Consider the following 24,393-nt stretch of genomic DNA (forward strand, 5'->3'; position numbering starts at 1 on the left):
CACGACGGAGGCCCCGCCGGTCATGGTGACCGGCGGGGCCTTCGCAGGTTCTGGGGCCCGGGTGCCGGTGTTGTGCTTGCCCTCGGCCGATCCCGAACCCTTGCGCGTGATTACGTAGTTCCGTAATAATCACGGAGTGGAACTAGAGCAACGTGTGGACGACCTCGAGCGCCGGCTGGCGGTCCTGGAAGGCGCCGCCCACCGCGCCGGACCCCGCCTCGACGAAGGCGACTTCTGGGCCCTGAACGGGCTGAAGGAGCAACTGTCCGAGCTGGAAGCCGCCGACGGAGGCGTCCTCTACACCGGCTTCGTACGCCTGCCGGGGGGCGAGGAGTACGCGTGGCAGATGGGGACGCTGACGGAAGGGCTGATGGAGGACGACTGGACACCGGTCGCCGAGTCGCTCGCGGCGCTCGGCCACCCGGTCCGGCTCCGGCTGCTCCGCGAGATCCTCGGCGGTCGGCACACCGCGGCGGAACTCGCCGAACTGGACGAGGTCGGCACGACCGGCCAGATCTACCACCACCTGCGCCAGCTCACCGGAACCGGCTGGCTGCGCACGACCGGCAGGGGCCGCTACGAGGTGCCGCCGGAGCGGGTCGTACCGCTGCTGGTGGCGGTGACGACGGCCCGTCCTTGACAGCGACGGAACCGGGGGAACGTAGGTCCGCACGCAAGCTTGGCGTGGTGGCCTTCCAGGGCCTCCAGCTGGCCTTCATCGCGCTGGTGATCGCCCACATCTGCCTCGGCTGGGGCTACCACGTCTTGTGGAACTGCCTGCTGCTGGCCCTCGCGTACGTCGTCGTCACCGTCGCCCACCGGTGGGGTGGCGCCCCCGACAGCCCTCGCCAGGCCCGGGAACCCCTCGAGGTCGCCCCGCCCGTCACCGGCCGCTGGTCCGCGCTGAACAGCCCGGCCGACCGCACCCCGAGCCATGGCATCCACGCTCACGGGCAGACGTACGCCATCGACATCCTCGCCGAGCCCGAGCCGGGCTCCCGCCCCGCATTCCGTTGGCTGTGGCCGCTCGCCCGCCGCCCCCAGGCCTTCCCGGCCTTCGGCGCCCCGATCCTCGCGGTCGCCGACGCCACGGTCGTACGGGCCTGCGACGGCCGGCGCGACCACCTGAGCCGCAACTCGCTGCCGGGCCTGCTGTACCTGATGCTCATCGAGGGCTCGGTGCGAGAGATGTCCGGTGTCCGCCAGATCCTCGGCAACCACGTCATCCTGGACCTCGGCAACGGCACCTACGCCGCCTACGCCCACCTCCAGCGCGGCTCGCTCACCGTCCGCGAGGGCGACCGCGTGCGTGCAGGGCAGGTGCTCGCCCGCTGCGGCAACTCCGGCAACTCCTCCGAGCCGCACCTGCACTTCCAGCTGATGGACGGCCCCGACCCGGACGCGGCCCGGGGCATCCCCTTCACCTGGCACGGCATCGGCGTGCCCGCCAACGGGGAGATCTTCGAGGCCCATCCGGCAGCCGTGACTCGCCCTTAGGCTGACGCCATGCCCCCGGCCAAGAAGCGCACCCGCAGCTACGACCCCGCCAAGATCCGCACGGCCGTGTCCACCCAGTTCGGGAACGTACGGCAGGCCGTCCGCGCCCTCGGCGCCGAGCAGTTGGCGCGTCCGACGCGGCTCGGTGACTGGACGGTCAGGGAGCTGGCGGCGCACGTGACGCTGGCCGTGGAGAGCGTCAGCCGCAACCTCGACCGCGAGGAGCCGGCGAAAGCGGAGCTCGCCCTCCTGGACTGGCCCTTCGCCACCGCCGCCCGTGCCGCCGGCATCGCCGACGACACCCGGCAGCTCGCCGAGGCCCACCCCGACCTCGACGCCCTCTACGCCGACACCGGGGAACGCCTCACCGAGAAGCTGGCGGACGCCCCCGGCACCCGCCTGCTCGCCACGCGCACGGGCGCCATGACCCTCGCCGACTACCTCGTCACCCGCACCGTCGAACTCGTCGTCCACACCGACGACCTCAACGCCGCCGTCCCGGGCCTGGACATCCCCTACGACCGTCAGGCCCTCGCGGCCTGCACCCGGCTGCTCGCCGACGCGCTGGCAGCGAAGGCGCCCGGCGGCTCGACGGAGGTACGGGTTCCGCCGTTCGCGGTCGTGCAGTGCGTGGAGGGCCCGAGGCACACCCGGGGCACCCCGCCCAACGTCGTCGAGACGGACCCGCTGACCTGGATCCGGCTGGCGACCGGGCGGCTGACCTGGGCGCAGGCGCGCCAGGACACCCGCGTCAGCGCCAGCGGGGAGCGGGCGGATCTGTCCGCCTTCCTGCCGCTGATGGAATGAGCGGCGGCACAGGAGGGAACCGGCGCCGTAAGGGGAACCGATCCCCCCGGGTCGCCCGTCGAAGTGGCATGGACAGGCAGAAGCAGCGCATGACCCTGACGGCCGCCGCCATGCTCGTCCCGCTCATGGCGGCCTGCGGCAACGAGAAGGCGGACAGCGGCAGCGGTTCGGTCCGCGCCGAGAAGCCGGTGACGGGCGTCCGGTGGAGCGTGGACAGCGTCACCGCGGACGGCCGGACCCACAAGGCCCCGGCCGGCGCCCACGTGACCATCGACAAGGGCCGGGCCGAGGGCAGCTACGGCTGCAACAAGTTCGGCGCCGACGCCACCGTCGACGGCGACCGCATCCGGCTCAGCAAGACCATGTCCACGCAAATGGCCTGCGAGAACAAGCCCATGGAGTTCGAGGAGGCCCTCGCCCGCACTCTCTCCGACCGGGAGTTCAAGGCCCGGGTGGACGGCGACCGCCTCACCCTCACCACCGACCAGGGGGACACCGTCCGCCTGACCAAGGCCGAGGACGCCCCGCTGAGCGGCACCAAGTGGACCGTCACGACCCCGGAGACCGATGGCCGCGCCCACCTCACCTTCGACGAGAAGAAGGGCACCGTCTCCGGCAGCCTCGGCTGCAACAAGGTGAACGCCGAGGCCACCGTCCGCGACGGCGATATCACCCTCGGCCGCCCGTCCACGACCCGAATGATGTGCGAAGACTCACTCATGTCCGACGAGAAAACCCTGCTGCGACTCTTCGACGGAAAGCTGAAGTACGGAGTGGATCACCAAACTCTGACGCTGACCAGCGAAAACGGCACGAGTGTGCGAGCCGTCGCAGAGCAGTGATCCACTGAAAAGTCCGGTATCCCCAATTCGGACCAGTGGACGACCTCGCCTACACTCGGTGGCGTGCCACGTGGTGACGGACGACTCAACCACGACCTGCTCCCCGGTGAGAAGGGCCCCCAGGACGCTTGCGGCGTCTTCGGTGTCTGGGCTCCGGGCGAAGAGGTCGCCAAGCTCACGTACTTCGGGCTCTACGCCCTCCAGCATCGAGGCCAGGAATCCGCGGGAATCGCGGTCAGCAACGGCTCACAGATCCTCGTCTTCAAGGACATGGGCCTGGTCTCCCAGGTCTTCGACGAGACCTCACTCGGTTCGCTCCAGGGTCACATCGCGGTCGGTCACGCCCGCTACTCGACCACCGGCGCCTCCGTGTGGGAGAACGCCCAGCCGACGTTCCGCGCGACCGCGCACGGTTCCATCGCGCTCGGCCACAACGGCAACCTCGTCAACACCGCCCAGCTCGCCGAGATGGTCGCCGACCTGCCCAAGCAGGAGGGCGGCCGCACGCCGCGTGTGGCGGCCACCAACGACACCGACCTGCTCACCGCGCTCCTCGCGGCCCAGGTCGACGAGGACGGCAAGCCGCTGACCATCGAGGAAGCGGCCGGCCAGGTCCTTCCGCAGGTGCGCGGCGCCTTCAGCCTCGTCTTCATGGACGAGAACACCCTCTACGCGGCCCGCGACCCGCAGGGCATCCGCCCCCTGGTCCTCGGCCGCCTCGAGCGCGGCTGGGTCGTGGCCTCCGAGTCCGCGGCCCTCGACATCTGCGGCGCCTCCTACGTCCGCGAGATCGAGCCGGGCGAGTTCGTCGCCATCGACGAGAACGGCCTGCGCACGTCCCGGTTCGCGGAAGCGAAGCCCAAGGGCTGTGTCTTCGAGTACGTGTACCTGGCCCGCCCGGACACCGACATCGCCGGCCGGAACGTCTACCTCTCCCGCGTGGAGATGGGCCGCAAGCTCGCGAAGGAAGCCCCGGTCGAGGCCGACCTGGTGATAGCGACCCCGGAGTCCGGCACCCCGGCGGCCATCGGTTACGCCGAGGCCTCGGGCATCCCCTTCGGTGCCGGTCTGGTGAAGAACGCCTACGTCGGCCGGACGTTCATCCAGCCCTCGCAGACCATCCGCCAGCTGGGCATCCGCCTGAAGCTGAACCCGCTGAAGGAAGTCATCAAGGGCAAGCGCCTGGTCGTCGTCGACGACTCGATCGTGCGCGGCAACACCCAGCGGGCCCTGGTCCGCATGCTCCGCGAGGCGGGCGCCGCCGAGGTCCACATCCGGATCTCCTCGCCGCCCGTGAAGTGGCCCTGCTTCTTCGGCATCGACTTCGCCACCCGCGCCGAGCTCATCGCCAACGGCATGAGCATCGACGAGATCGGCACCTCCCTGGGCGCCGACTCCCTGGCCTACATCTCCATCGACGGCATGATCGAGGCGACCACCATCGCCAAGCCGAACCTGTGCCGCGCCTGCTTCGACGGCGAGTACCCGATGGAGCTCCCCGACCCCGAGCTGCTCGGCAAGCAGCTCCTGGAGACGGAGCTGGCCGCCGGCCCGGCCGCCACGGCCGCCGCCGACGCGATCCGCCGCCCGTAGGCAGCCCGCAATACCTGCTGTACGACACGAAGGTTCTCATTAGCCATGTCTGAGACAACTGGTGCCAGCTACGCAGCCGCGGGCGTCGACATCGAAGCGGGCGACCGCGCCGTCGAGCTGATGAAGGAGTGGGTGAAGAAGGCCCAGCGCCCCGAGGTCCTCGGCGGCCTCGGCGGCTTCGCCGGCCTCTTCGACGCCTCCGCCCTGAAGAACTACGAGCGGCCCCTGCTCGCCTCCGCCACGGACGGCGTCGGCACCAAGGTCGACATCGCCCGCCAGCTCGGCGTCTACGACACGATCGGCCACGACCTGGTCGCCATGGTCATGGACGACATCGTGGTGTGCGGCGCCGAGCCGCTGTTCATGACCGACTACATCTGCGTCGGCAAGGTCCACCCCGAGCGTGTCGCCGCCATCGTCAAGGGCATCGCCGAGGGCTGTGTGCTGGCCGGCTGTGCTCTGGTCGGCGGTGAGACGGCCGAGCACCCGGGCCTGCTGGGCGAGGACGACTTCGACGTCGCCGGCGCCGGTACGGGCGTCGTGGAGGCCGACCGGCTGCTCGGCGCGGATCGTATCCGTACGGGTGACGCGGTGATCGCCATGGCGTCCTCCGGTCTTCACTCGAACGGGTACTCCCTCGTCCGGCACGTCCTGCTGAACCAGGCGGGCCTGGCCCTGGACACCCACATCGAAGAGTTCGGCCGCACCCTCGGCGAGGAGCTGCTGGAGCCGACGAAGATCTACTCGCTGGACTGCCTGGCCCTGATGCGCACCACCGAGGTGCACGCCTTCAGCCATGTCACCGGCGGCGGACTCGCGGCCAACCTCGCCCGGGTCATCCCGGACGGGCTGCACGCGATCGTCGACCGCTCCACCTGGACCCCGGGTCCGGTCTTCGACCTCGTCGGGCGGACGGGGAACGTCGAGCGCCTGGAGCTGGAGAAGACCCTGAACATGGGCGTCGGCATGATCGCGATCGTGCCGCAGGAGTCCACGGACGTGGCCCTGGCGACCCTGGCCGACCGCGGCGTGGACGCCTGGGTGGCAGGCGAGATCACGGACCGGGGCGAGCACACCACCGGCGCCGCCCTGATCGGTGACTACGCGAACTGAGGCACGGAGGGCCGTGACCCTGCGGGCAGCACAGAACCCGGTCGGTGACCGAAGTCACCGACCGGGTGAGTGCTCAGTGCAGGGTCAAGCGCCGCGACGGTGTTGCGAGGACTGGTCGTCCTCGTCTTCATCGTCGTCCTCGTAGAGGTCGGCGTACCGTGCGTACAGGTCGTCGTCCTGATCATCGTCCTCGAACGGCCCGCCGTTAGGCGGCTGCGGATTCGAAGGCGATGCACCCAGCTCCTCGGCCAGGCGTGAGAGGTCAGTCCCACCGCTGTTGTACTTCAGCTGGCGGGCGACCTTCGTCTGCTTGGCCTTGGCCCGGCCGCGCCCCATGGCTCGACCCCCTCAACGACGGGGCTCGACGGCCCCAGAGTCTTGACACGCGTTCATGGTCCGGCACGGACTCTCCGCGGAGAGACCGGTCCGTAGGGCTTCCACGGTACCTGAGCCCGCGCCCATACGGTACGTCGCCCGCATGACGTGCCCGCGCCCAGGACCTTCGAGGCGCCCCGTCCTCGCTGGTCAACCGCGATTTTAACCACTTATCGGCGGTCGACCCGCCGGTAGAAGTGAGAGTTCTCTCTAACTGCCCACCGACGGGTACCGGCCAAACGTACGAGGGCGCTCCCGGATCAGGCCGCCCGGCGGGCCGCGGCCGCGTCGTGCATGCGCTGCTCGGCGATCCGGTCGGCCGCGGCAGCCGGCGGAATGCCGTCTTCCTTCGCACGTGCGAATATGGCCAGCGTGGTGTCGAAGATCTTCGCCGCCTTCGCCTTGCACCGCTCGAAGTCGAAACCGTGCAGTTCGTCGGCCACCTGGATGACGCCGCCGGCGTTCACCACGTAGTCCGGCGCGTAGAGGATCCCGCGGTCGGCGAGGTCCTTCTCCACGCCCGGGTGGGCGAGCTGGTTGTTGGCGGCGCCGCAGACCACCTCGGCGGTCAGCACCGGCACGGTGTCGTCGTCCAGTGCCCCGCCCAGCGCGCAGGGGGCGTAGATGCCCAGACCGTCGATGCGGATCAGCTCGTCGGTGTCCTTCACGGCCATGACGTCCCGGTGCCGCCCGGTGATCCGCCGTACGGCGTCCTCGCGCACGTCCGTGACGAAGACCTCGGCGCCTTCCTTCACCAGGTGCTCCACCAGGTGGTGGCCGACCTTGCCGACGCCGGCGATGCCGACCCGCTTCGCGCGCAGCGAGGGGTCGCCCCACAGGTGCTGCGCGGAGGCCCGCATGCCCTGGTAGACGCCGTAGGCGGTGAGGACGGAGGAGTCACCGGCGCCGCCGTTCTCCGGGGAGCGGCCGGTGGTCCAGCGGCACTCGCGGGCCACGACGTCCATGTCGGCGACGTACGTGCCGACGTCGCAGGCGGTGACGTACCGGCCGCCGAGGGAGGCGACGAACCGGCCGTAGGCGAGGAGCAGCTCCTCGGTCTTGATCCGCTCCGGGTCGCCGATGATCACGGCCTTGCCGCCGCCGTGGTCGAGACCGGCCATGGCGTTCTTGTACGACATCCCGCGGGCGAGGTTCAGCGCGTCGGCGACGGCCTCGGCCTCGTTCGCGTACGGGTAGAAGCGCGTCCCGCCGAGCGCGGGGCCCAGGGCGGTGGAGTGGAGGGCGATGACGGCCTTGAGGCCGCTCGCGCGGTCCTGACAGAGCACGACTTGCTCATGACCCCCCTGGTCCGAGTGGAACAGGGTGTGCAGTACATCAGCAGGTGCGCCGGTTACGTCGGTCACTGTGGTGACTCCTGAGTAAGTTGCGGCGGGTGGAGACCAGCTCCCGTGCGGGTGGCGGGGACTGTGAGCACGAGATTAGAGCCTGGTGCGCCCGCCGGCCGCACAGTGCTCAGGATCACCTCCGACCGGAGTACAGCCGTGCGACGATTTGCATAGATTTCCCGTGCTTTTGTGAATGGTTCCGCAGGTTTTCGCGACGATGGGCGGGGGAGGGAGCAGGCGTGCCCAAGGTGTCCTCGGTGATCGTCCCCTACGCGACCTATCTGCGCGTGTACGAACCGCTGGCCGCCTTCCCGGAGCCGGAGCGCGGCCACTGGGCCCGCTACGCGCGCCGTCCGGAGCGTCCCTCGTACCAGGACGAACTCCGCCGCGCCCTGGCAGACTTGGCGCCCACCCCGCCGGTCCTGGTGCCGGTGCACGAGAGCCAGGACGCCTTCGTGCTGGACGTCGACGGCGTCGTCTGCGTCTGCCCCTGGCGCACCCGGCTGCGCGGCTGGCAGGCCCTGGAAGAGCTCTCCGAGGAGCTCCCGCCGCCGGTCCTGGACGCGGTCCTGCCGCCCGTCCTGCGCCACCAGGCGGCCCAGGACTACGAGCGCTGGCTGGCGGAGAACCCGGACGCCCGGCCGTGGATCCGTACGGCGACCTGGCAGGTGCCGATCAACTGGTTCGTGCTGGTCGCCGACGAGGAGCGCGAGTACGACAAGGGCGACAGCGAGGACAGCCCGCCGGTGCTGCGCTACCGCACTCCCATGGTCCAGGCCCGGCGGCGCGTGGCCCGGGGCCTGCGGGCCCTGAAGGAGGCCATGGACGAGGGGCCGCTGATCGACGGCCTGGTGGACGTCGGACGCTGGCTGGAGGAGTTCCACCCGCGCTCGCTCGTGGAGCTGGACTACGGCGGCCTGGTGCACGCCCTGCCGGCCGGGGCGCTGGAGCACGACCACTCGGCCGCGGACGTGGCGGAGGGCATCGCCGCGCTGCGCCGGGGCGACGGGGCGGCCGCGGGGGAGGCGTACGCCCGCCTGGTGGACCGGTGGCGTTCCGTCCGGGATCTGCGGTCGGCGAACTGACCTCTGACCTTCGGATCCTACGGACCGCTCGCGACCGGTCACGAACAGGCGTTTGACGTACCGCCCGTTTTGGGGTTTCGTCCTCGCACCGACGTTCCTGAAGTGCGCTCTGCGTCTACTGACGCCTTGTCAACAACGGACGTAGGTTCCGATCCGGGCGTACCTCTCAAGTAGGCCAAACGTGACGGACTGCACGTACATGACCCTTGCGCCCCTTGCCCCTCCTCATGCCAAAATAGGACAAGGAGTCCGGGGGGCTCCTTCCGTCCCGTTGTGTTGCATCGTGGGCGGAATCTCCGCATTGCACGCTTTGGGGGGTCTGATGACGTCTGATGACTCCTGATCGCCGCTGTGACTGATCGTCACAGTGGCGTGACTGTCCGCTATGGCATGGTCCATCGGCTTCCGTCGCTGATGAACACCTGGGAGGGCAATTCCATCGGTTTGGCCGACGCGGCTGGACAGATGGTGTAGTTGTAGTGCCGAGGACAAGCCGTTCGTCCTATAACCGACTCGACTCGCGTCCGCCATTTCGGGCAACGCGGGTCAAGGTGCAGAATTTAGAGGAAAGAACCGAGAAGGTTCGGTTCTCCCGAGGAGGCCGCTCATGACCGCTCGCACCCCTGATGCCGAGCCGCTGCTGACCCCGGCTGAGGTCGCCACCATGTTCCGCGTCGACCCCAAGACGGTCACGCGGTGGGCGAAGGCCGGCAAGCTCACGTCGATCCGCACGCTCGGCGGGCATCGCCGCTACCGCGAGGCCGAGGTCCGCGCTCTGCTCGCGGGCATTCCGCAGCAGCGCAGCGAGGCCTGAACAACTGAATAACCGGGCAAACCGGCTGGTCCCCCATCAGTCGAGGCGTCCGGAACCACAGCTCCAAGCGACGCGGGTCCTGCCCCAACAGGTCCCACGCCCACGCCAGTCAGAGCTCTCCAGGCATATACAGGGTGCGTCGTCGGTCGCGCTGGACTCCGCCGGGTCCAGCGCGATCTTTTTTGTGCGCCGGCTGTCGGTCCGCTGAGCCCTGTTGTGAGCGGCCTTGTCGGAGTCTGGGGAGGGGTGTCGCATCCCCTGTGTGCAGCACCGTCGATGGGGTGCAATTGCACATATTAAATTGACTTGTTGTAGGCGGGGTGTAAGTACCGCACTTTCCAAAACTCATGCGGTGACACCCGTCACATACCAAGCGGCTTGTTGGCTCCACCGCGGGTGCGGTAGTGGAACTCCCGGCTCCAGAGCCCCTTGCGCGGACGGTTGTTGGGACCGGCCCCGGTCACGCCCGCGCAGGGCTCTCGTTCTCGACGGCCCCCTGGGAGGCCTGGGCGGTGCGAGGGGCGGACTGGGCGGACTCCATCGCCAGCCGCAGCAGGTGATGGCAGATCGGACAGTGGCGAGTGAGATGCCGGTACGACGACGCGGCCGCCAGGTGCGCACGGAGCAGGGCCCGCGTCTCGTGCCTAGCCGATGCCGTCATGCGCCACCTCCAGAAGGCCGAACGGGGAACGGCCCTGGTTTCTGGGTACCGAGGGAACGACAGGCCGTCAAGACGGCGTGAGGGGCCGCGAGGTGGCGTCTCGCAGGTCAGGGGCGCACAAGAAAGAGCCCAGATCCAAAGATCTGGGCTTGGTCACGAGAAAGGGCCCGCGCCCCTTGCGGGGTGCGGGCCCTCTTTCCTTGCTGCGGTCCTGACGGGATTTGAACCCGCGGCCTCCACCTTGACAGGGTGGCGAGCACTCCAAACTGCTCCACAGGACCAGGTTTCGCGGCGCCATTCGTGCGTTGCGCTGCGAGAAGAGACTGTACAGGAGGGTGGGGCCCTGGTCGAACTCACCCTGCGTGCGCACGCCGTTACGGCACTGACGCGTCGATCGCCTTCACGATCCGCTTGTCGGAGACGGGGTACGCCGTGCCCAGCGCGTGGGCGAAGTAGCTGACCCGGAGCTCCTCGATCATCCAGCGGATGTCCAGGACCGACGACGGCACCGGCCGGCCCTGCGGCATCTGCTCCAGGAGCCAGGCGTACTCGTCCTGCATCTCGTGGACCTTCTGCATCCGCGTGGTGTCCCGCTGGACGTTCGTCGGCATCTGCGTCAGACGCCGGTCCGCGGCCACCAGGTAGCGCATCAGGTCCGGCATCCGACGCAGACCCGCCTCCGTCACGAAGCCGGGCTTCACGAGGGCGTCCAGCTGCCTCCGCACGTCCTGGAGGTTCGGCAGCAGCGCGGGGCTGCGTACGGCCTTCAGGCGGCGTTCACAGGCCTGCCAGGCGGCCAGGACCTGCTGCACCTGGCCCACCGTGCGGACGGTCGTGTCGACGATCTCGGCGCGCACCTTCTCGTACAGCTTGCGGTACGACTCCTCGTCCCAAGCCGGCCCGCCGAAGTCCGCGATCAGCTTGTCGGCGGCCGCCATCGCGCAGTCGTCGAACAGCGCCTGGATGGAGCCGTGCGGATTCGCGGACAGCGCCAGCTTCTGCGGGTTCGTCAGTTTCTCGGAGGCGAACTTCGCCGGGTTCACCGGGATGTTGCGCAGGATCAGGCGGCGGGTGCCCTTCCACATGGCCTGCTGCTGCTCGGCCTCCGTGTCGAAGAGGCGTACGGAGACCGTGTCGCCGTCGTCGACCAGCGCCGGGTACGCCTTCACCGGCTGGCCGGCCCGCCTCGTCTCGAAGACGCGGGTGAGGGTGCCGATCGTCCAGTCGGTGAGGCCCTTGCGCTCCAGGGACTCGCCGCCCTGGCGTTCCGCCGTGGCGGCCGCCGCCTGGGAGAGGGCTTTGCGGGCCTTCGGCCGGAGCCTGAGCTTCAGTGCCTCCAGGTCCTTGTCCTCGGCGAGCTTGCGCCGCCGCTCGTCGACGATCCGGAAGGTGATCTTCAGGTGATCGGGGACCCTGCCCCAGTCGAAGTCCTCGGCGTCGAACGGGACTCCGACCATGAGCCGCAGCTCGCGGGCCATGGTCGTGGTGAGCGGCTCCTGCAAGGGGACCGCCTTGTCCAGGAACGCCTTCGCGTAGTTCGGCGCGGGGACGTAGTTGCGGCGGATCGGCTTGGGCAGGGAGCGGATGAGCTCCGTGACGAGCTCCTCCCTGAGGCCCGGGATCTGCCAGTCGAAGCCCTCGTCCGTGACCTGGTTGAGGACCTGGAGCGGGATGTGGACGGTCACGCCGTCGGCGTCCGCGCCCGGCTCGAACTGGTACGTCACCCGGAACTTGAGATTGCCCTGGCGCCAGGAGTCCGGGTAGTCGGCCTTGGTGACCTCGCCCGCCTTCTCGGTGAGGAGCATCTCGCGCTCGAAGTCGAGGAAGTCGGGCTGTTCGTGCCGTTTGTGCTTCCACCAGGAGTCGAAGTGCGCGCCGGAGACGACGTGTTCCGGGATCCGCTGGTCGTAGAAGTCGAACAGCGTCTCGTCGTCGACCAGGATGTCCCGGCGCCGGGCCCGGTGCTCCAGCTCCTCGACCTCGGTGAGGAGCCTGCGGTTGTCCGAGAAGAACTTGTGGTGCGTGCGCCAGTCGCCCTCGACCAGTGCGTTCCGGATGAACAGGTCGCGGCTGACCTCGGGGTCGATCCGGCCGTAGTTGACCTTCCGCTGCGCCACGATCGGCACGCCGTAGAGCGTGACCTTCTCGTACGCCACCACCGCGGCCTGGTCCTTCTCCCAGTGCGGTTCGCTGTACGTGCGTTTGAGGAGGTGGCCGGCGAGCGGTTCGACCCACTCGGGCTCGATCCTGGCGTTGACGCGGGCCCAGAGGCGGGACGTCTCGACGAGCTCGGCGGACATCACGAAGCGCGGGGGCTTCTTGAAGAGGGCCGAGCCGGGGAAGATCGCGAACTTGGCGTTGCGGGCGCCCAGGTACTCGTTCTTCCCGGCGTTCCTCCCGCCCTCCCCACCGGCGTCCTTCACGTCCTTCATGCCGATGTGGGAGAGCAGGCCCGCGAGGAGGGAGACGTGGATGCGGTCGGCCGGGGCATCGTCCTCGTCGAGGTGGATGCCCATCTGCTTCGCGACCGTGCGCAACTGGCTGTAGATGTCCTGCCATTCGCGGATGCGAAGGAAGTTGAGGTACTCCTGCTTGCACATCCGGCGGAAGGAGGACGAACCGCGCTCCTTCTGCTGCTCGCGGATGTAGCGCCAGAGGTTGAGGTAGGCCAGGAAGTCGCTGGTCTCGTCCTTGAACCGGGCGTGTTGCTGGTCGGCCTGGGTCTGCTTGTCGGCGGGGCGCTCGCGCGGGTCCTGGATGGACAGCGCGGCGGCTATGACCATGACCTCGCGCACGCAGCCGTTCTTGTCCGCCTCCAGGACCATGCGGGCCAGCCGCGGGTCGACGGGCAGCTGGGCGAGCTTGCGGCCGGTGTCCGTGAGCCGCTTGCGGGGGTCCTTCTGCGCCGGGTCGAGGGCGCCCAGCTCCTGGAGGAGCTGCACGCCGTCGCGGATGTTGCGGTGGTCCGGCGGGTCGATGAAGGGGAACTTCTCGATGTCGCCGAGGCCGGCCGCGGTCATCTGGAGGATGACGGAGGCGAGGTTCGTACGGAGGATCTCCGCGTCCGTGAACTCCGGGCGGGCGTTGAAGTCGTCCTCGCTGTAGAGGCGGATGCAGATGCCGTCCGAGGTACGGCCGCAGCGGCCCTTGCGCTGGTTGGCGCTGGCCTGCGAGACCGGCTCGATGGGGAGGCGCTGGACCTTGGTGCGGTGGCTGTAGCGGGAGATCCGGGCGAAGCCCGGGTCGATGACGTACTTGATGCCCGGGACGGTGAGGGAGGTCTCGGCGACGTTCGTGGCCAGAACGATCCTGCGTCCGGTGTGCTGCTGGAAGACGCGGTGCTGTTCGGCGTGCGACAGCCGGGCGTAGAGGGGCAGGATCTCCGTGAAGCGGTAGTTCTTCTTCGTGAGGGCGTCTGCCGTGTCGCGGATCTCCCGCTCGCCGGAGAGGAAGACCAGGATGTCGCCCTGGCCCTCCTTCTGGAGCTCCTCCACCGCGTCGGTGATGGCGGTGATCTGGTCGCGGTCGGCGTCGTCGCCGTCCTCCTCCAGGAGCGGCCGGTAGCGGACCTCCACGGGGTACGTACGGCCGCTGACCTCGATGATCGGGGCGTCGCCGAAGTGCCGCGAGAAGCGCTCGGGGTCGATGGTGGCCGAAGTGATGACGACCTTGAGGTCGGGGCGCTTCGGCAGCAGCTGGGCGAGGTAGCCCAGCAGGAAGTCGATGTTGAGGGACCGCTCGTGGGCCTCGTCGATGATGATCGTGTCGTAGGCGCGCAGCTCGCGGTCGGTCTGGATCTCGGCGAGCAGGATGCCGTCCGTCATGAGCTTGACGAAGGTGCCGTCCGGGTCGACCTGGTCGGTGAAGCGGACTTTCCAGCCCACTGCCTCGCCGAGGGGCGTGTTCAGCTCCTCCGCGACGCGCTCGGCGACAGTGCGGGCGGCGATCCTTCTCGGCTGTGTGTGGCCGATCATGCCGCGCACGCCCCGGCCGAGCTCCATGCAGATCTTGGGGATCTGGGTCGTCTTGCCGGAGCCGGTCTCGCCGGCGACGATCACGACCTGGTGGTCGCGGATCGCGGCCGCGATGTCGTCCTTCTTCTGGCTGACCGGCAGCTGCTCGGGGTACGTGACGGCGGGCACGCGGGCGCGCCGGGTGGCGATGCGCTCCTCGCCCTTGGCGATCTCGGCCTCGATCTCGGCGAGGACGGCGGACCGGGCCTCCGGCTTACGGATCTTGCGCGCACCTTCGAGCCTGCGCCCGAGCCGGTGCGCGTCGCGCAGGGACAGCTCGGTCAGGCGGGGGGCGAGGGCGCCGAGGGCGGGGGCGGATTGCGTAGACATACGGGATCCAGGATCTCATCCCCGGGAAATTCGTGGCTAACGCTTTTGCCTCCGGCGGTGGGGCGGCCCCGCAGGGGGCGGGCGTGAGGGATCCCCGAACGCACAAGCCGCCGCCCACGAGAAGTGAGGGACACCCTCTCCTGAGCGCGTTGGCGTACCGGTTGGCGTAGACGGCACGAAAGAGCCCCTCTCCACTAGAGATGGAGAGGGGCTCAAGCCCTGATGAGGGCGGCTGTGGCTGGGGCCGGGGTCGAACCGGCGACCTTCCGCTTTTCAGGCGGACGCTCGTACCAACTGAGCTACCCAGCCACGAGGTTTCACGTGAAACCTCAGCGGTCCTGACGGGATTTGAACCCGCGGCCTCCACCTTGACAGGGTGGCGAGCACTCCAAACTGCTCCACAGGACCAAGCGTCGTACGACAGTGTCGCACAGGGTGGTGCGTGCCCCCAACGGGATTCGAACCCGTGCTACCGCCTTGAAAGGGCGGCGTCCTAGGCCGCTAGACGATGAGGGCTATCGGCCCGCCTGGGCGCTTCTCAGCGCGTCGGGGACGTGAGAAGCATATGGGATGGCGGGAGCTATCGCCAAAACGGTTTACGAGGAGGGCGTCGGGGACTGCGACGGGGACTCCGTCGTGGGGGTGGTCGGGGACTGGGTCGCGCCCGGTTGGTTCTCCTCCGGGATGTGGCGGCTGACCTCGGCTGTCGTCAGGCCGAGGCCGCCCAGTTCGATCTCGTCCCAGGCCTGGAGGCGGCGGTTGTCCCGGTCGAAGTACAGGATCGACGCCTCGATGGGGTCCGGGTGCTTGCCCTCGATGGCGCGCAGGCCGCTGCCGCCCGTGGAGCCCTCGATGCGGAGTCGGGTGCCGTACTTCAGGACTTCCATCTCGTCGTGGTGGACGTGGCCGGCCAGCACCAGCGGCACCTCGCCGTCGACCTCACGGGCCGCCGACGGCTCGTGGGCGATGGCGATGTCCACCGGGGTGCCGGCCGTGCGCTGGTCGCGCAGGGCCGTGGCCAGACGGGCTCCGGCCAGCTCCTGGGACTGCTCGTTGCCGGGCTGCTTCGAGCGGTCCGGGGTGAACTGCGGGTCCCCGATGCCCGCGAAGCGCAGGCCTTCGATCGTCTTGGCCCGGCCGTCGTCCAGGACGTGGACGTTCTTCAGGCCCTCCAGATAGCGCTGGGTGATCATCGAGTCGTGGTTGCCGCGGACCCAGACGTAGGGGGCCCCGAGGTCCTCGATGGGGTCCAGGAAGCCGTTCTCGGCGGCCGTGCCGTGGTCCATCGTGTCGCCCGAGTCGACGATCACGTCCACCTTGTACTGCTCCACGAGCGAGGCGATGATCTTCCAGCTCGCCGGGTTCAGGTGGATGTCGGAGACGTGCAGGACCCGGATGGTGGAGGGGTCGGGCGCGTAGGCCGGGAGGGTCGAGGTGGCGTCGTAGAGCTTGGTGACGTTGGTGACCAGGCGGGCCAATTCCTTCTGGTAGACGTCGAATTCGGTGACGATGCTGCGCGCGTTGCCCACCAGGGAGGGGGCCGAGGTGAGGAGTCCGGAGAACCTGGGTTCCAGGACGGAGTCGGGGCGCCAGGTGGCGTACGCCGTGCCGCCCGAGGCGGCGAGGAGGGTGAGCGCGAGGCCGCCGGCGGCCAGGGCGCGGCGGGGCCGGCGGTAGACCGCGAGGCCGAGTGCGGTGGCGCCGCCGACGACGGCGACGCCCGAGCGGAGGGCCAGGTCGAGGGTGCCGCGTCCGACGTCCTGGGTGACCTCGTCCTGGAGGCCGGAGAGCCGTTCGGGGTGGTCGACCAGAGCCTGGGAGCGCTCCGGGTCGAGCTGGTCGACGTTCACGTCCAGGCGGACGGGGGCGATGTGGCTGTCGAGCTGGAGGGCGCCCAGCGGCGAGATGTTGATCTTGGTGCCGCCCGTGAAGGAGGGGCGCAGGGTCATGGTGGTGTTCATGGGGCCGACCGGGACCCGGACATTGCCCACGACCAGCAGGCCCAGCCACGCGCCGAGGAGGACGACGGCCACGAGTCCCACCGCGCGGGACCAGGGGTGCGGCTGCGGCACGAGTTCGACCGTGGCCGGGGCCTGGCGGGAGCGGTAGCGGCGGGCGAGGGTGTGCGGGGCCTTGCGGATCGGGTTCAGGACACTCAGGACTGCGGCGGGGACGCGGGCCATTGGTCCCGTATGCCCAAGTGACGGGCCGGATATGCGACGCCGGATGGCTCTCGTACGGCCGTGTCGTGGCCGACAATGGGCCTGTGCTGGAGATGACGCGCGAGGAGTTCGAGGAACTGGTTGCCGAGGCGCTCGACCGGATCCCGCCGGAGTTGACGCGATTGATGGACAACGTCGCGGTGTTCGTCGAGGACGATCCGCCGTCGGACGATCCCGAGCTGCTCGGGCTCTACGAGGGGACTCCGCTGACCGACCGGGGCGAGTGGTACGCCGGTGTGCTGCCGGACCGCATCACCATCTACCGGAATCCCACGTTGCGGATGTGTGAGTCGCGGGAGGACGTCGTCGCCGAGACGGAGATCACAGTGGTGCACGAGATCGCGCACCACTTCGGCATCGACGACGCGCGCCTTCACGCCCTGGGCTACGGCTGAGCGGGTTGTGAATGCGGGGCGCGTGTCCTCTTGTGGGCGGCGGGAGTTGGAGGTGTTGACTCCATCACCCTTCCCGGAGGTGGCCCCGTGCGCCCCTTGTACGTACCCGTCCGTCTGGCCGCCACGGTCGTGGCCGTCGCCGCCGCCGCCGGCTGCATGAGCGTCGGCGACGACGCGGGCGGGAGCGTCAAGCCGTCGCACTCCGCCGGGCAGCGGGGCGGCGAGGCGCCCGACGGCGGCCCGGCGGTGTCGGGCGGCGGTACCGGGCTCGGCGCGGCGGCGGCAGACGGCGAGCACGGGCGCGGCAAGGGGAAGAAGGGGAAGAAGGGCGGGAAGGGCAAGGGCGGTGGGGCGGGGGAGCCGACGGCCCCCGGGGCGTCGCCGTCCGCCGTGGTGAGCGCCTCCGCGCCGGGGCGCGACAAGCCGGGGAAGCCGGCCAGGCCGACGCCGAAGCCGCCGGCCCCTCCGGCGCCCACCCGGTCGGCGGATCCCGAGCCCACGCCGACGCCGACCGAGGTGACGACGTCGCCGGAGCCGACGGACAAGCCGGAGCCGTCGTCGTCGGCGCACGAGCCGCCGGGGCCGCAGCTGGCGCAGCGGGAGCCGGCACCGGAGGCGGGGTCACCGGCGTAGGGCCGGGGACGCACCGTCGCGGCGGTCGCCGCAGCGGGCCGGGAGTTCACCGCCTCAGCGGGAACATTTCCGGCCGGGGGTTGGTTGGAGGGGTCGGGAAGCTGTCCGGCCTCGGAAAGCAGCCCGCTGCCTCCTGCACAGTCCGGTTTGCCTTGTGGGGCCCGGAGTGCGTATGGTGGCAGATCGTTTGATCCCATCTTGCCCGGCGCCACTGCAGAGCGCGCCGTGTGGCGCGTACTCTCTCCCTTGCCGTGGTGGACCGCATTGAGGCGGTCGTATTGCGAATCGCGAATCACGGAGTTGACGGGCGCGTGCCGACGAGACTCCGGAAGGTTTCGCATTCGCATGTCCATCGCCAGTACTGATCACATCGTCGTGCCCGAGAACGAGGCAGCCGACGACACCCCCGAACTGACTTTCGCCGGCCTCGGTCTCCCCGAGGGCGTCGTGCGCAAGCTCGCGCAGAACGGTGTGACCACCCCCTTCCCGATCCAGGCCGCGACCATCCCGGACGCCCTGGTCGGCAAGGACATCCTCGGCCGTGGCCGCACCGGCTCCGGCAAGACCCTCTCCTTCGGTCTGCCGACCCTGGCCACGCTGGCCGGCGGCCGCACCGAGAAGCACAAGCCGCGGGCCGTCATCCTCACGCCGACGCGTGAGCTCGCCATGCAGGTCGCCGACGCGCTCCAGCCCTACGGCGACGTCCTCGGCCTCAAGATGAAGGTCGTCTGCGGCGGTACGTCCATGGGCAACCAGATCTACGCCCTGGAGAGGGGCGTCGACGTCCTGGTCGCCACTCCGGGCCGGCTGCGCGACATCATCAACCGCGGCGCCTGCTCGCTGGAGAACGTGCAGATCGCCGTTCTCGACGAGGCCGACCAGATGTCCGACCTTGGCTTCCTGCCCGAGGTGACGGAGCTGCTCGACCAGATCCCGGCGGGCGGTCAGCGGATGCTGTTCTCCGCGACCATGGAGAACGAGATCAAGACCCTCGTCGACCGGTACCTGAAGGACCCGGTCCACCACGAGGTGGACGCCGCCCAGGGCGCGGTGACGACCATGTCGCACCACATCCTGATCGTGAAGCCCAAGGACAAGGCGCCGGTCACCGCGGCCATCGCCTCCCGCAAGGGCCGCACCATCATCTTCGTCCGCACCCAGCTGGGCGCCGACCGCGTCGCCGAGCAGCTCCGCGACTCCGGTGTGAAGGCCGACGCGCTGCACGGCGGCATGACCCAGGGCGCGCGGACGCGGACCCTGGCCGACTTCAAGGACGGGTACGTCAACGTGCTCGTCGCGACCGACGTCGCGGCGCGCGGCATCCACGTCGACGGCATCGACCTGGTGCTGAACGTGGACCCGGCCGGCGACCACAAGGACTACCTGCACCGCGCGGGCCGTACGGCGCGTGCCGGCCGCACGGGCACGGTCGTCTCCCTGTCCCTGCCGCACCAGCGGCGCCAGATCTTCCGGCTGATGGAGGACGCGGGCGTCGACGCCACGCGCCACATCATCCAGGGCGGCGCGGCCTTCGACCCGGAGGTCGCCGAGATCACCGGCGCCCGGTCGATGACCGAGGTCCAGGCCGAGTCCGTGGGCAACGCCGCGCAGCAGGCCGAGCGCGAGGTCGCCCAGCTCACCAAGGAGCTGGAGCGGGCGCAGCGGCGTGCGAACGAGCTGCGTGAGGAGTCCGACCGGCTGCTCGCCCGGGTCGCCCGGGAGCGTGGCGAGGACCCTGCGGCCGTGGTCGCCGGGGAGCCCGCGGAGGTTCCGGCCGGCGTCGAGATCTCGGTGCCGGAGCAGCGGACGGCGCAGGACGCCGAGCGCGAGCAGCGCTCCGAGGCTCCCGCGCCGTACGAGCGGCGGGAGCGGCGCGAGGAGCGTGGCGGGGCCGGGCGTGACCGGTCCTTCGACCGTGACCGCGGTGGTCGTTCCTTCGAGCGTCGTGACGACCGTGGTGGCCGTTCGTTCGAGCGTCGTGACGACCGCGGCGGGCGTTCCTTCGAGCGTCGTGACGACCGTGGTGGCCGTTCCTTCGAGCGTCGTGACGACCGCGGCGGGTTCAACCGGGACCGTGACGGTGACCGTGGCGGCCGTTCCTTCGACCGTGACCGCGACCGTGGTGGCTTCCGCCGGGACGACCGGGCGGACCGGGGCGACCGGGGTGAGCGCGGCGGCTTCCGTCGTGACGACCGTGGCGGCCGTTCCTTCGAGCGTCGTGACGACCGCGGCGGTCGTCCGTTCGAGCGTCGTGACGACCGCGGCGGCTTCCGCCGGGACGAGCGCGGCGGGCACCGTGGCAGCGACCGTCCCTTCAACCGCGACCGCCGGGACGACCGTCCGGGCTTCCGCGCCGGCGGGCACGACCGTCCCGGGCACGACCGTCCGCAGGGCCGTCGTGACGACCACCGTGGCGGCGGTTCCTTCCAGCGCCGCGAGGACAAGCCGCGCTGGAAGCGCAACGGCTGACGCACAGGCGTGACGAGCGCCGTGGCCCTCCGTACCAACGGGGCCACGGCGCTTCGCCGTTCCGGAGGGTTTTCACACCTCCGGCACGGCCGGGTCACCGATACCCGATCGGAGAGTCGGCCTGGTCCGGCTATGCTCGTGGGGGCAACATCGCCTGGGCCCTTAGCTCAATTGGCAGAGCAGTGGACTTTTAATCCATTGGTTGTGGGTTCGAGTCCCACAGGGCCTACCGGAGGCGGGCGGGGGATATGTCCTCTGACCTGCTACGCAGCGCCTGATTCGGCTTCGGTCGGGTCGGGCGCTGCTTCGTTCTCGGGTGCCGGGTGCGCCGCGCGGCGGAACAGGAAGACTGGGATGCTGAGGGAGGAAGCGCTACCTGTGACGTGACCCTGACGGACAGGGGTGGTGAGCGCCGTGGCCGAGACTCACGAGAACTCCCGAGGACCAGCGGTTCCGATCGTTCCGGCGGTGCCGTACGCCGACCCTCTGGGAGACCCGTTTCTGCGTACCCGGTTCGCCTTCCCGGCGAGGCCGGACACGTTCCTGCGGCGGCAGCGGCTCGTCGACCACCTCGACCAGGCTCTCCGGACGCCGCTGACCCTGATCGACGGGGCGGCCGGGGCCGGCAAGACCCTGCTGGCGGCCGACTGGGCCCGCGGACTGCGGCCGCCGGTCGCCTGGCTCACCGTGGAGGTGGGGGACCGGCGTCCGGGGGTGTTCTGGGCGTACGTCCTCCAGGCACTGCGCGCTTGTGGTGCGTCGGTGTCCGACCGGATCGGGACTCCCGCGGACGCGACCGAAGTGGACCAGAAGCTGCTGGCCGCGCTCGCCGCCGAACTGAACGATCGCGGCCGGCCCGTGGTCCTCGTCCTCGACGAGTTCGAGCGGGTGACCGCTCCGGAGGTCGCGGAGCAACTGGAGTTCGTCCTGCGCCACGCCGGGCAGGGGCTGCGCCTCGTCCTCGTCACCCGCACCGAACCGCTGCTTCCGCTGCACCGTTACCGGGCGGCCGGGGAGCTGACGGAGATCCGCACCGCCGAGCTCGCCTTCACGTCCGAAGAGGCGGTCGCGCTCCTTGAGCTGCATGGTCTGAGCCTTCCGGTGCAGGCCGCGGGCGCCCTGGTGGACCGCACCCGGGGCTGGGCCGCCGGCCTGCGCCTGTCCGCTCTGGCCGCTCGGGAGAGCGCCGACCCGGAGCTCTATCTCAAGGAGTTCGAGGCGGACCACAGTACGGTCGCGGACTTCCTGCTGGCCGAGGTCCTCAAGGGACAGCCGGAGGAGACGCAGGACCTGCTGCTGCGCGTCAGCGTCCTGGACCGTTTCTGTCCCGGTCTGGCCGATGCGCTGACCCTGCGCACCGATGCCGGACCCCTTCTCGCCGGGCTGCACCGCGACAACGCGTTCGTCGAGCACCTCGGGCACTCCTGGTACCAGCTCCACCCGCTGTTCGGGGAGATCCTCCGGGCCCATCTGCGCGAGCGCCTGCCCGGTGTGGAGACGGAACTGCACCGGCGGGCCGCGCGGTGGATGCGCCGTTCCGGATTCCTGCCGGAGACACTCGTCCACGGCGCCGCCGCGGGCGACTGGGAGTTCACCGCCGGTGCCCTCGTCGACGACCTGGCGATCGGGCAGGTCTTCAACGGCCTGCGCTCGGGTGACCTGGCCCAGTTGTTCTCCGGTATGGGGCCGGAGGCCCGGAGTCCGGCGACGGACCTCGTACGCGCGGCCTGCGACCTGTCCCGGTGCGACCTCGACCGTGGCCTGCCCCGCCTGCGCCGCGCCCGGGAGCGGCTGGCCGACGGCGCGCCCCACCTGGCGGCCGCCCAGCTGAGCTGTGCGCTGCTGGAAGCACTGGCGGCCCGGCTGACCGGATGTCCGCCACGGGCCGAGTCGGCCGCCGAGTCGGCAGACGAGCTGCGGCGGGCAGTCCCGGCGCAGCTCCTGGACAAGCATCCCGAGATCCCCGCCCTGCTGCTGACGCATCTGGGGTCGGCGCGCCTGTGGGCCGGTCGTTTCGAGGACGCGCGCGCTGCTCTCACCACCGTGGTGGGCACGCCCGGCGCCGCTGCCACCGTGCTGCCCCGGGAGGAGTCGATGGGGCACCTGGCCCTGATCGACTATCTGAACGGCTGGCCCGGCCGGGCGGAGCGCAAGGCCCTGGCGGCGGTGTCCGAGAGGGAGCGCGTCGGCATGTCCCAGTCGGGTTCGGGCATCGAGAGGCTGGTCCTGGCCGCCGTGGCCGTCGACCGTCATGAGCTGGACCGGGCCCAGGCCCTCCTCGACGAGGCGGCCGTCCCGTCGGGAGCCCGTGATCCGGTGCCGTCGGCAGGACGAGCCCTGGCCACAGCCCGTCTGCTGCTGGCCAGGGGCCGGGCACGAGCCGCCGTCGAGGCGGCGGACCCGGCCGTCTCCGCCGCGGTGGCCTCACCTTGGGCGGCAAGCCATGAGGCGCTCATCGCGTCCGCCGCCCATCTGGCCGAAGGGCGGCCGGACGAAGCAGCCGAGGTACTTCAGGGCGTGTCCGGCGACCAGCCGGCGTGTGTGGTGGAGGCCGCGGCGATCCAGCTCGCCGCCGGGCGTCCCGAGACGGCCGTCGACCTGCTCGACAGCATCCACACGCAGGGCGGCACGGGGCCGGCGGTGACCGTGCGGGCAGCGTTGGTGAGGGCTCAGGCCGCGGAGAGGGCGGGAGACACCGCCACCGCCCGCAGACTCGTGGCACAGGCGCTCCTCGACGCCCGGCGCGAGCGGCTGCGGCGTCCGTTCCTGGATGCGGGAGCGTGGATCCGGCCTCTTCTGGCCACGGCTCCGCTGGACGAGCTGGCCGGGGGCTGGCTCACGCCCGGCCCGCTCCGAGGCGGGGAGCAGCCCGCCATGGGGACGCCGCGCTCGCCACTTGTCGCGGTGGAGCTGAGCGGACGTGAGTGCGATGTCCTGGAGCGGCTGGCCGGGATGATGTCGACGGAAGAAATCGCCGCCGACCTCTACGTGTCGGTGAACACGGTGAAGACCCACCTCAAGAGCGTGTACCGGAAGCTGGCGGTGAACCGGCGCAGCGACGCGGTGCGCCGCGCGCGCGACCTCGGGCTGCTCTGACGGTCCTCGGGCTGCTCTGACGGTCAAGGACGCCGGTGGCGGCGCCAGTACCAGAGCGCGCCGACCGCCGCGGACGCCGTGGCCAGGGTGATGCCGAGGACCGGCCAGCGGCTGTCGGCGATGCGCAGCCCGGTCAGGAAGGTCGCGGCGGTCAGGGCGAGCGGAACGAGGAGGGAGAGGAGCGCGCGGAGCGCGGCCGCGATCACTTCCGGTTCGAGGCGGGAGGCCCGGTGGCGTGGGGCGGGTGCGGTGTCGGCGAAGTAGTAGGCGAGGACACGGTCTGCCAGGCGGGCGTCGGCGCGCTGGTAGATCATCGCCATGTACGGGAGCCAGACGAGGGGGGCGACCAGTCCGACCAGGAAGACCACGCCGAGGAGCAGCCACCGCCAAGCCTGGCCGGCGACCCGGCGTACGCGCCGGTCCGCTTCATGACTCCCGCCGTCCGGCGTGAGGATGCCCAGGAGGTGGGCCATGCGCAGGGTGACGGCCCACAGGGCCGCCCACCGCTTCCAGCGGGCGGGTGCGCCGGTGGCGCGTCCGGTGCGGGTGAGCGCGTGCTGCGCCTGCCGGGTGTCCTCGTACACGCCTTGGAGGACGAGGAGTTCCCCGGCGCGGGCGCTCGCCGTGGGGTCGCGGCCGTCGAGGGCGGCCAGCTCCAGGACCGTCCGTGCCTGGCGGAGCAGCGCCGCGCAGAACGCGACGGGGATGAGGACGAGGAACGGGCCGCCCACGAGGGAGCCCTCCGATACGACGGTCCGGCGGCCGTGAGCGATCACCCGTGCCCGTAGCTCCGTCTCGGTGGCGGTGGGGTGATTCCGCCGGAGTGAGGCGATCGCTTCGGGCACGGCAGGACCGACGCTGCGGACAGCGAAGTCGGCGAGGAGTTCGGGGAGGTGCCCGGGATCGCCGACGACCGACGCCAGCAGCGAGCGCTCAGGGGAGGGCTCCTTGCGGGAACGCGCAGTTTTCGCTTTCTCCCGGTGCGGCACAGATCGTATCTATCACACATCCCCCCAATGAGGACAAATGGTCAGTCCTCTCTTCTTTCCGCCCTGCCCTCCCCCGTGGCGGGTGAGGCACGGGGCGTGTCCTTCGGATGCGA

At 70.4% G+C, this 24,393-nt stretch carries 18 protein-coding genes and 5 tRNA genes; 13 read left to right on the top strand and 10 right to left on the bottom strand.

Annotation, left to right across the window (positions count from 1 at the left end; all coding sequences use genetic code 11):
* Window positions 1–154: 154 nt before the first annotated feature.
* The 6 genes from ABFX81_RS11025 (at window position 155) to purM (ending at window position 5,852) form a co-directional block, all read left to right on the top strand.
* Window positions 155–640, top strand: a complete 486-nt coding sequence (locus tag ABFX81_RS11025) for a helix-turn-helix domain-containing protein (protein ID WP_086844879.1) — start codon at window positions 155–157, stop codon at window positions 638–640.
* A 47-nt stretch (window positions 641–687) separates the two neighbouring features.
* Complete coding sequence (locus ABFX81_RS11030) at window positions 688–1,497, top strand: M23 family metallopeptidase (protein ID WP_346137972.1); 810 nt, start codon at window positions 688–690, stop codon at window positions 1,495–1,497.
* 9 nt (window positions 1,498–1,506) lie between these two features.
* Window positions 1,507–2,304, top strand: a complete 798-nt coding sequence (locus ABFX81_RS11035; protein ID WP_086844884.1) for a sterol carrier family protein — start codon at window positions 1,507–1,509, stop codon at window positions 2,302–2,304.
* Window positions 2,305–2,372: 68 nt separating this feature from the next.
* The gene (locus ABFX81_RS11040; protein WP_086844886.1) at window positions 2,373–3,146 is read left to right on the top strand and encodes an META domain-containing protein; all 774 of its coding nucleotides are present in this window, start codon (window positions 2,373–2,375) and stop codon (window positions 3,144–3,146) included.
* A gap of 63 nt (window positions 3,147–3,209) precedes the next feature.
* Window positions 3,210–4,739 (top strand): amidophosphoribosyltransferase, encoded by a 1,530-nt coding sequence (gene purF, locus ABFX81_RS11045; protein ID WP_086844888.1) that lies wholly within the window; start codon window positions 3,210–3,212, stop codon window positions 4,737–4,739.
* Window positions 4,740–4,784: 45 nt separating this feature from the next.
* Window positions 4,785–5,852, top strand: coding sequence for a phosphoribosylformylglycinamidine cyclo-ligase (gene purM / locus ABFX81_RS11050; protein WP_086844889.1), 1,068 nt, complete (start codon window positions 4,785–4,787; stop codon window positions 5,850–5,852).
* Window positions 5,853–5,936: 84 nt separating this feature from the next.
* On the opposite strand, the gene ABFX81_RS11055 is transcribed toward purM, so the two are convergent.
* On the bottom strand, window positions 5,937–6,188 hold the full coding sequence (locus tag ABFX81_RS11055) for a DUF3073 domain-containing protein (protein WP_020277200.1): 252 nt from the start codon (window positions 6,186–6,188) through the stop codon (window positions 5,937–5,939).
* 299 nt (window positions 6,189–6,487) lie between these two features.
* Window positions 6,488–7,591, bottom strand: a complete 1,104-nt coding sequence (locus ABFX81_RS11060; protein ID WP_086844891.1) for a Glu/Leu/Phe/Val dehydrogenase dimerization domain-containing protein — start codon at window positions 7,589–7,591, stop codon at window positions 6,488–6,490.
* A gap of 221 nt (window positions 7,592–7,812) precedes the next feature.
* On the opposite strand from ABFX81_RS11060, the gene ABFX81_RS11065 reads away from it, so the two are divergent.
* Complete coding sequence (locus ABFX81_RS11065; RefSeq protein WP_086844892.1) at window positions 7,813–8,658, top strand: DUF8083 family protein; 846 nt, start codon at window positions 7,813–7,815, stop codon at window positions 8,656–8,658.
* Window positions 8,659–9,265: 607 nt separating this feature from the next.
* A complete protein-coding gene (gene bldC, locus ABFX81_RS11070; protein WP_003949541.1) occupies window positions 9,266–9,472 on the top strand; it encodes a developmental transcriptional regulator BldC in 207 nt (68 codons plus the stop codon).
* 460 nt (window positions 9,473–9,932) lie between these two features.
* Here bldC and ABFX81_RS11075 read toward each other — a convergent pair whose 3' ends face one another.
* The 7 genes from ABFX81_RS11075 to ABFX81_RS11105 all read right to left on the bottom strand — a co-directional run bounded on the left by ABFX81_RS11075 (window position 9,933) and on the right by ABFX81_RS11105 (window position 16,659).
* On the bottom strand, window positions 9,933–10,133 hold the full coding sequence (locus ABFX81_RS11075) for a DUF6274 family protein (protein WP_086844894.1): 201 nt from the start codon (window positions 10,131–10,133) through the stop codon (window positions 9,933–9,935).
* Window positions 10,134–10,339: 206 nt separating this feature from the next.
* A tRNA-Asp gene (locus ABFX81_RS11080) sits at window positions 10,340–10,414 on the bottom strand.
* A 93-nt stretch (window positions 10,415–10,507) separates the two neighbouring features.
* Complete coding sequence (gene hrpA / locus ABFX81_RS11085; RefSeq protein WP_086844896.1) at window positions 10,508–14,476, bottom strand: ATP-dependent RNA helicase HrpA; 3,969 nt, start codon at window positions 14,474–14,476, stop codon at window positions 10,508–10,510.
* Window positions 14,477–14,711: 235 nt separating this feature from the next.
* Window positions 14,712–14,785 (bottom strand) — tRNA-Phe (locus ABFX81_RS11090).
* 24 nt (window positions 14,786–14,809) lie between these two features.
* Window positions 14,810–14,884: transfer RNA gene (locus tag ABFX81_RS11095), tRNA-Asp, on the bottom strand.
* A 35-nt stretch (window positions 14,885–14,919) separates the two neighbouring features.
* Window positions 14,920–14,992: transfer RNA gene (locus tag ABFX81_RS11100), tRNA-Glu, on the bottom strand.
* A gap of 80 nt (window positions 14,993–15,072) precedes the next feature.
* Complete coding sequence (locus tag ABFX81_RS11105; RefSeq protein WP_086844898.1) at window positions 15,073–16,659, bottom strand: metallophosphoesterase; 1,587 nt, start codon at window positions 16,657–16,659, stop codon at window positions 15,073–15,075.
* A gap of 83 nt (window positions 16,660–16,742) precedes the next feature.
* Here ABFX81_RS11105 and ABFX81_RS11110 point away from each other — a divergent pair, with 83 nt between their 5' ends.
* The 5 genes from ABFX81_RS11110 (at window position 16,743) to ABFX81_RS11130 (ending at window position 23,291) form a co-directional block, all read left to right on the top strand.
* Window positions 16,743–17,093, top strand: coding sequence for a metallopeptidase family protein (locus ABFX81_RS11110; protein WP_059420586.1), 351 nt, complete (start codon window positions 16,743–16,745; stop codon window positions 17,091–17,093).
* Between the two features lie 87 nt (window positions 17,094–17,180).
* Window positions 17,181–17,726, top strand: a complete 546-nt coding sequence (locus tag ABFX81_RS11115) for a hypothetical protein (protein ID WP_346137974.1) — start codon at window positions 17,181–17,183, stop codon at window positions 17,724–17,726.
* Between the two features lie 345 nt (window positions 17,727–18,071).
* A complete protein-coding gene (locus ABFX81_RS11120; RefSeq protein WP_086850820.1) occupies window positions 18,072–20,195 on the top strand; it encodes a DEAD/DEAH box helicase in 2,124 nt (707 codons plus the stop codon).
* A gap of 156 nt (window positions 20,196–20,351) precedes the next feature.
* Window positions 20,352–20,424, top strand: a tRNA-Lys gene (locus ABFX81_RS11125).
* A 185-nt stretch (window positions 20,425–20,609) separates the two neighbouring features.
* Window positions 20,610–23,291: a winged helix-turn-helix domain-containing protein gene (locus ABFX81_RS11130; RefSeq protein WP_086850861.1), complete on the top strand. Its 2,682-nt coding sequence runs from the start codon at window positions 20,610–20,612 to the stop codon at window positions 23,289–23,291.
* A gap of 23 nt (window positions 23,292–23,314) precedes the next feature.
* Here ABFX81_RS11130 and ABFX81_RS11135 read toward each other — a convergent pair whose 3' ends face one another.
* Window positions 23,315–24,280 carry a hypothetical protein gene (locus ABFX81_RS11135; RefSeq protein ID WP_086850822.1) on the bottom strand — a complete coding sequence of 322 codons (966 nt, stop codon included), beginning with the start codon at window positions 24,278–24,280 and terminating at the stop codon, window positions 23,315–23,317.
* Window positions 24,281–24,393 lie beyond the last annotated feature (113 nt).

It is taken from the genome of Streptomyces coeruleofuscus (assembly GCF_039532725.1).
Classification (GTDB): domain Bacteria; phylum Actinomycetota; class Actinomycetes; order Streptomycetales; family Streptomycetaceae; genus Streptomyces; species Streptomyces coeruleofuscus.

Coding starts and splice junctions, on each gene's coding strand:
- ABFX81_RS11035 (WP_086844884.1), top strand. CDS start 1,507: ATGCCCCCGGCCAAGAAGCGCACCCGCAGCTACGACCCCGCCAAGATC.
- ABFX81_RS11040 (WP_086844886.1), top strand. CDS start 2,373: ATGGACAGGCAGAAGCAGCGCATGACCCTGACGGCCGCCGCCATGCTC.
- purM (WP_086844889.1), top strand. CDS start 4,785: ATGTCTGAGACAACTGGTGCCAGCTACGCAGCCGCGGGCGTCGACATC.
- ABFX81_RS11055 (WP_020277200.1), bottom strand. CDS start 6,188: ATGGGGCGCGGCCGGGCCAAGGCCAAGCAGACGAAGGTCGCCCGCCAG.
- bldC (WP_003949541.1), top strand. CDS start 9,266: ATGACCGCTCGCACCCCTGATGCCGAGCCGCTGCTGACCCCGGCTGAG.
- ABFX81_RS11075 (WP_086844894.1), bottom strand. CDS start 10,133: ATGACGGCATCGGCTAGGCACGAGACGCGGGCCCTGCTCCGTGCGCAC.
- hrpA (WP_086844896.1), bottom strand. CDS start 14,476: ATGTCTACGCAATCCGCCCCCGCCCTCGGCGCCCTCGCCCCCCGCCTG.
- ABFX81_RS11105 (WP_086844898.1), bottom strand. CDS start 16,659: ATGGCCCGCGTCCCCGCCGCAGTCCTGAGTGTCCTGAACCCGATCCGC.
- ABFX81_RS11120 (WP_086850820.1), top strand. CDS start 18,072: ATGTCCATCGCCAGTACTGATCACATCGTCGTGCCCGAGAACGAGGCA.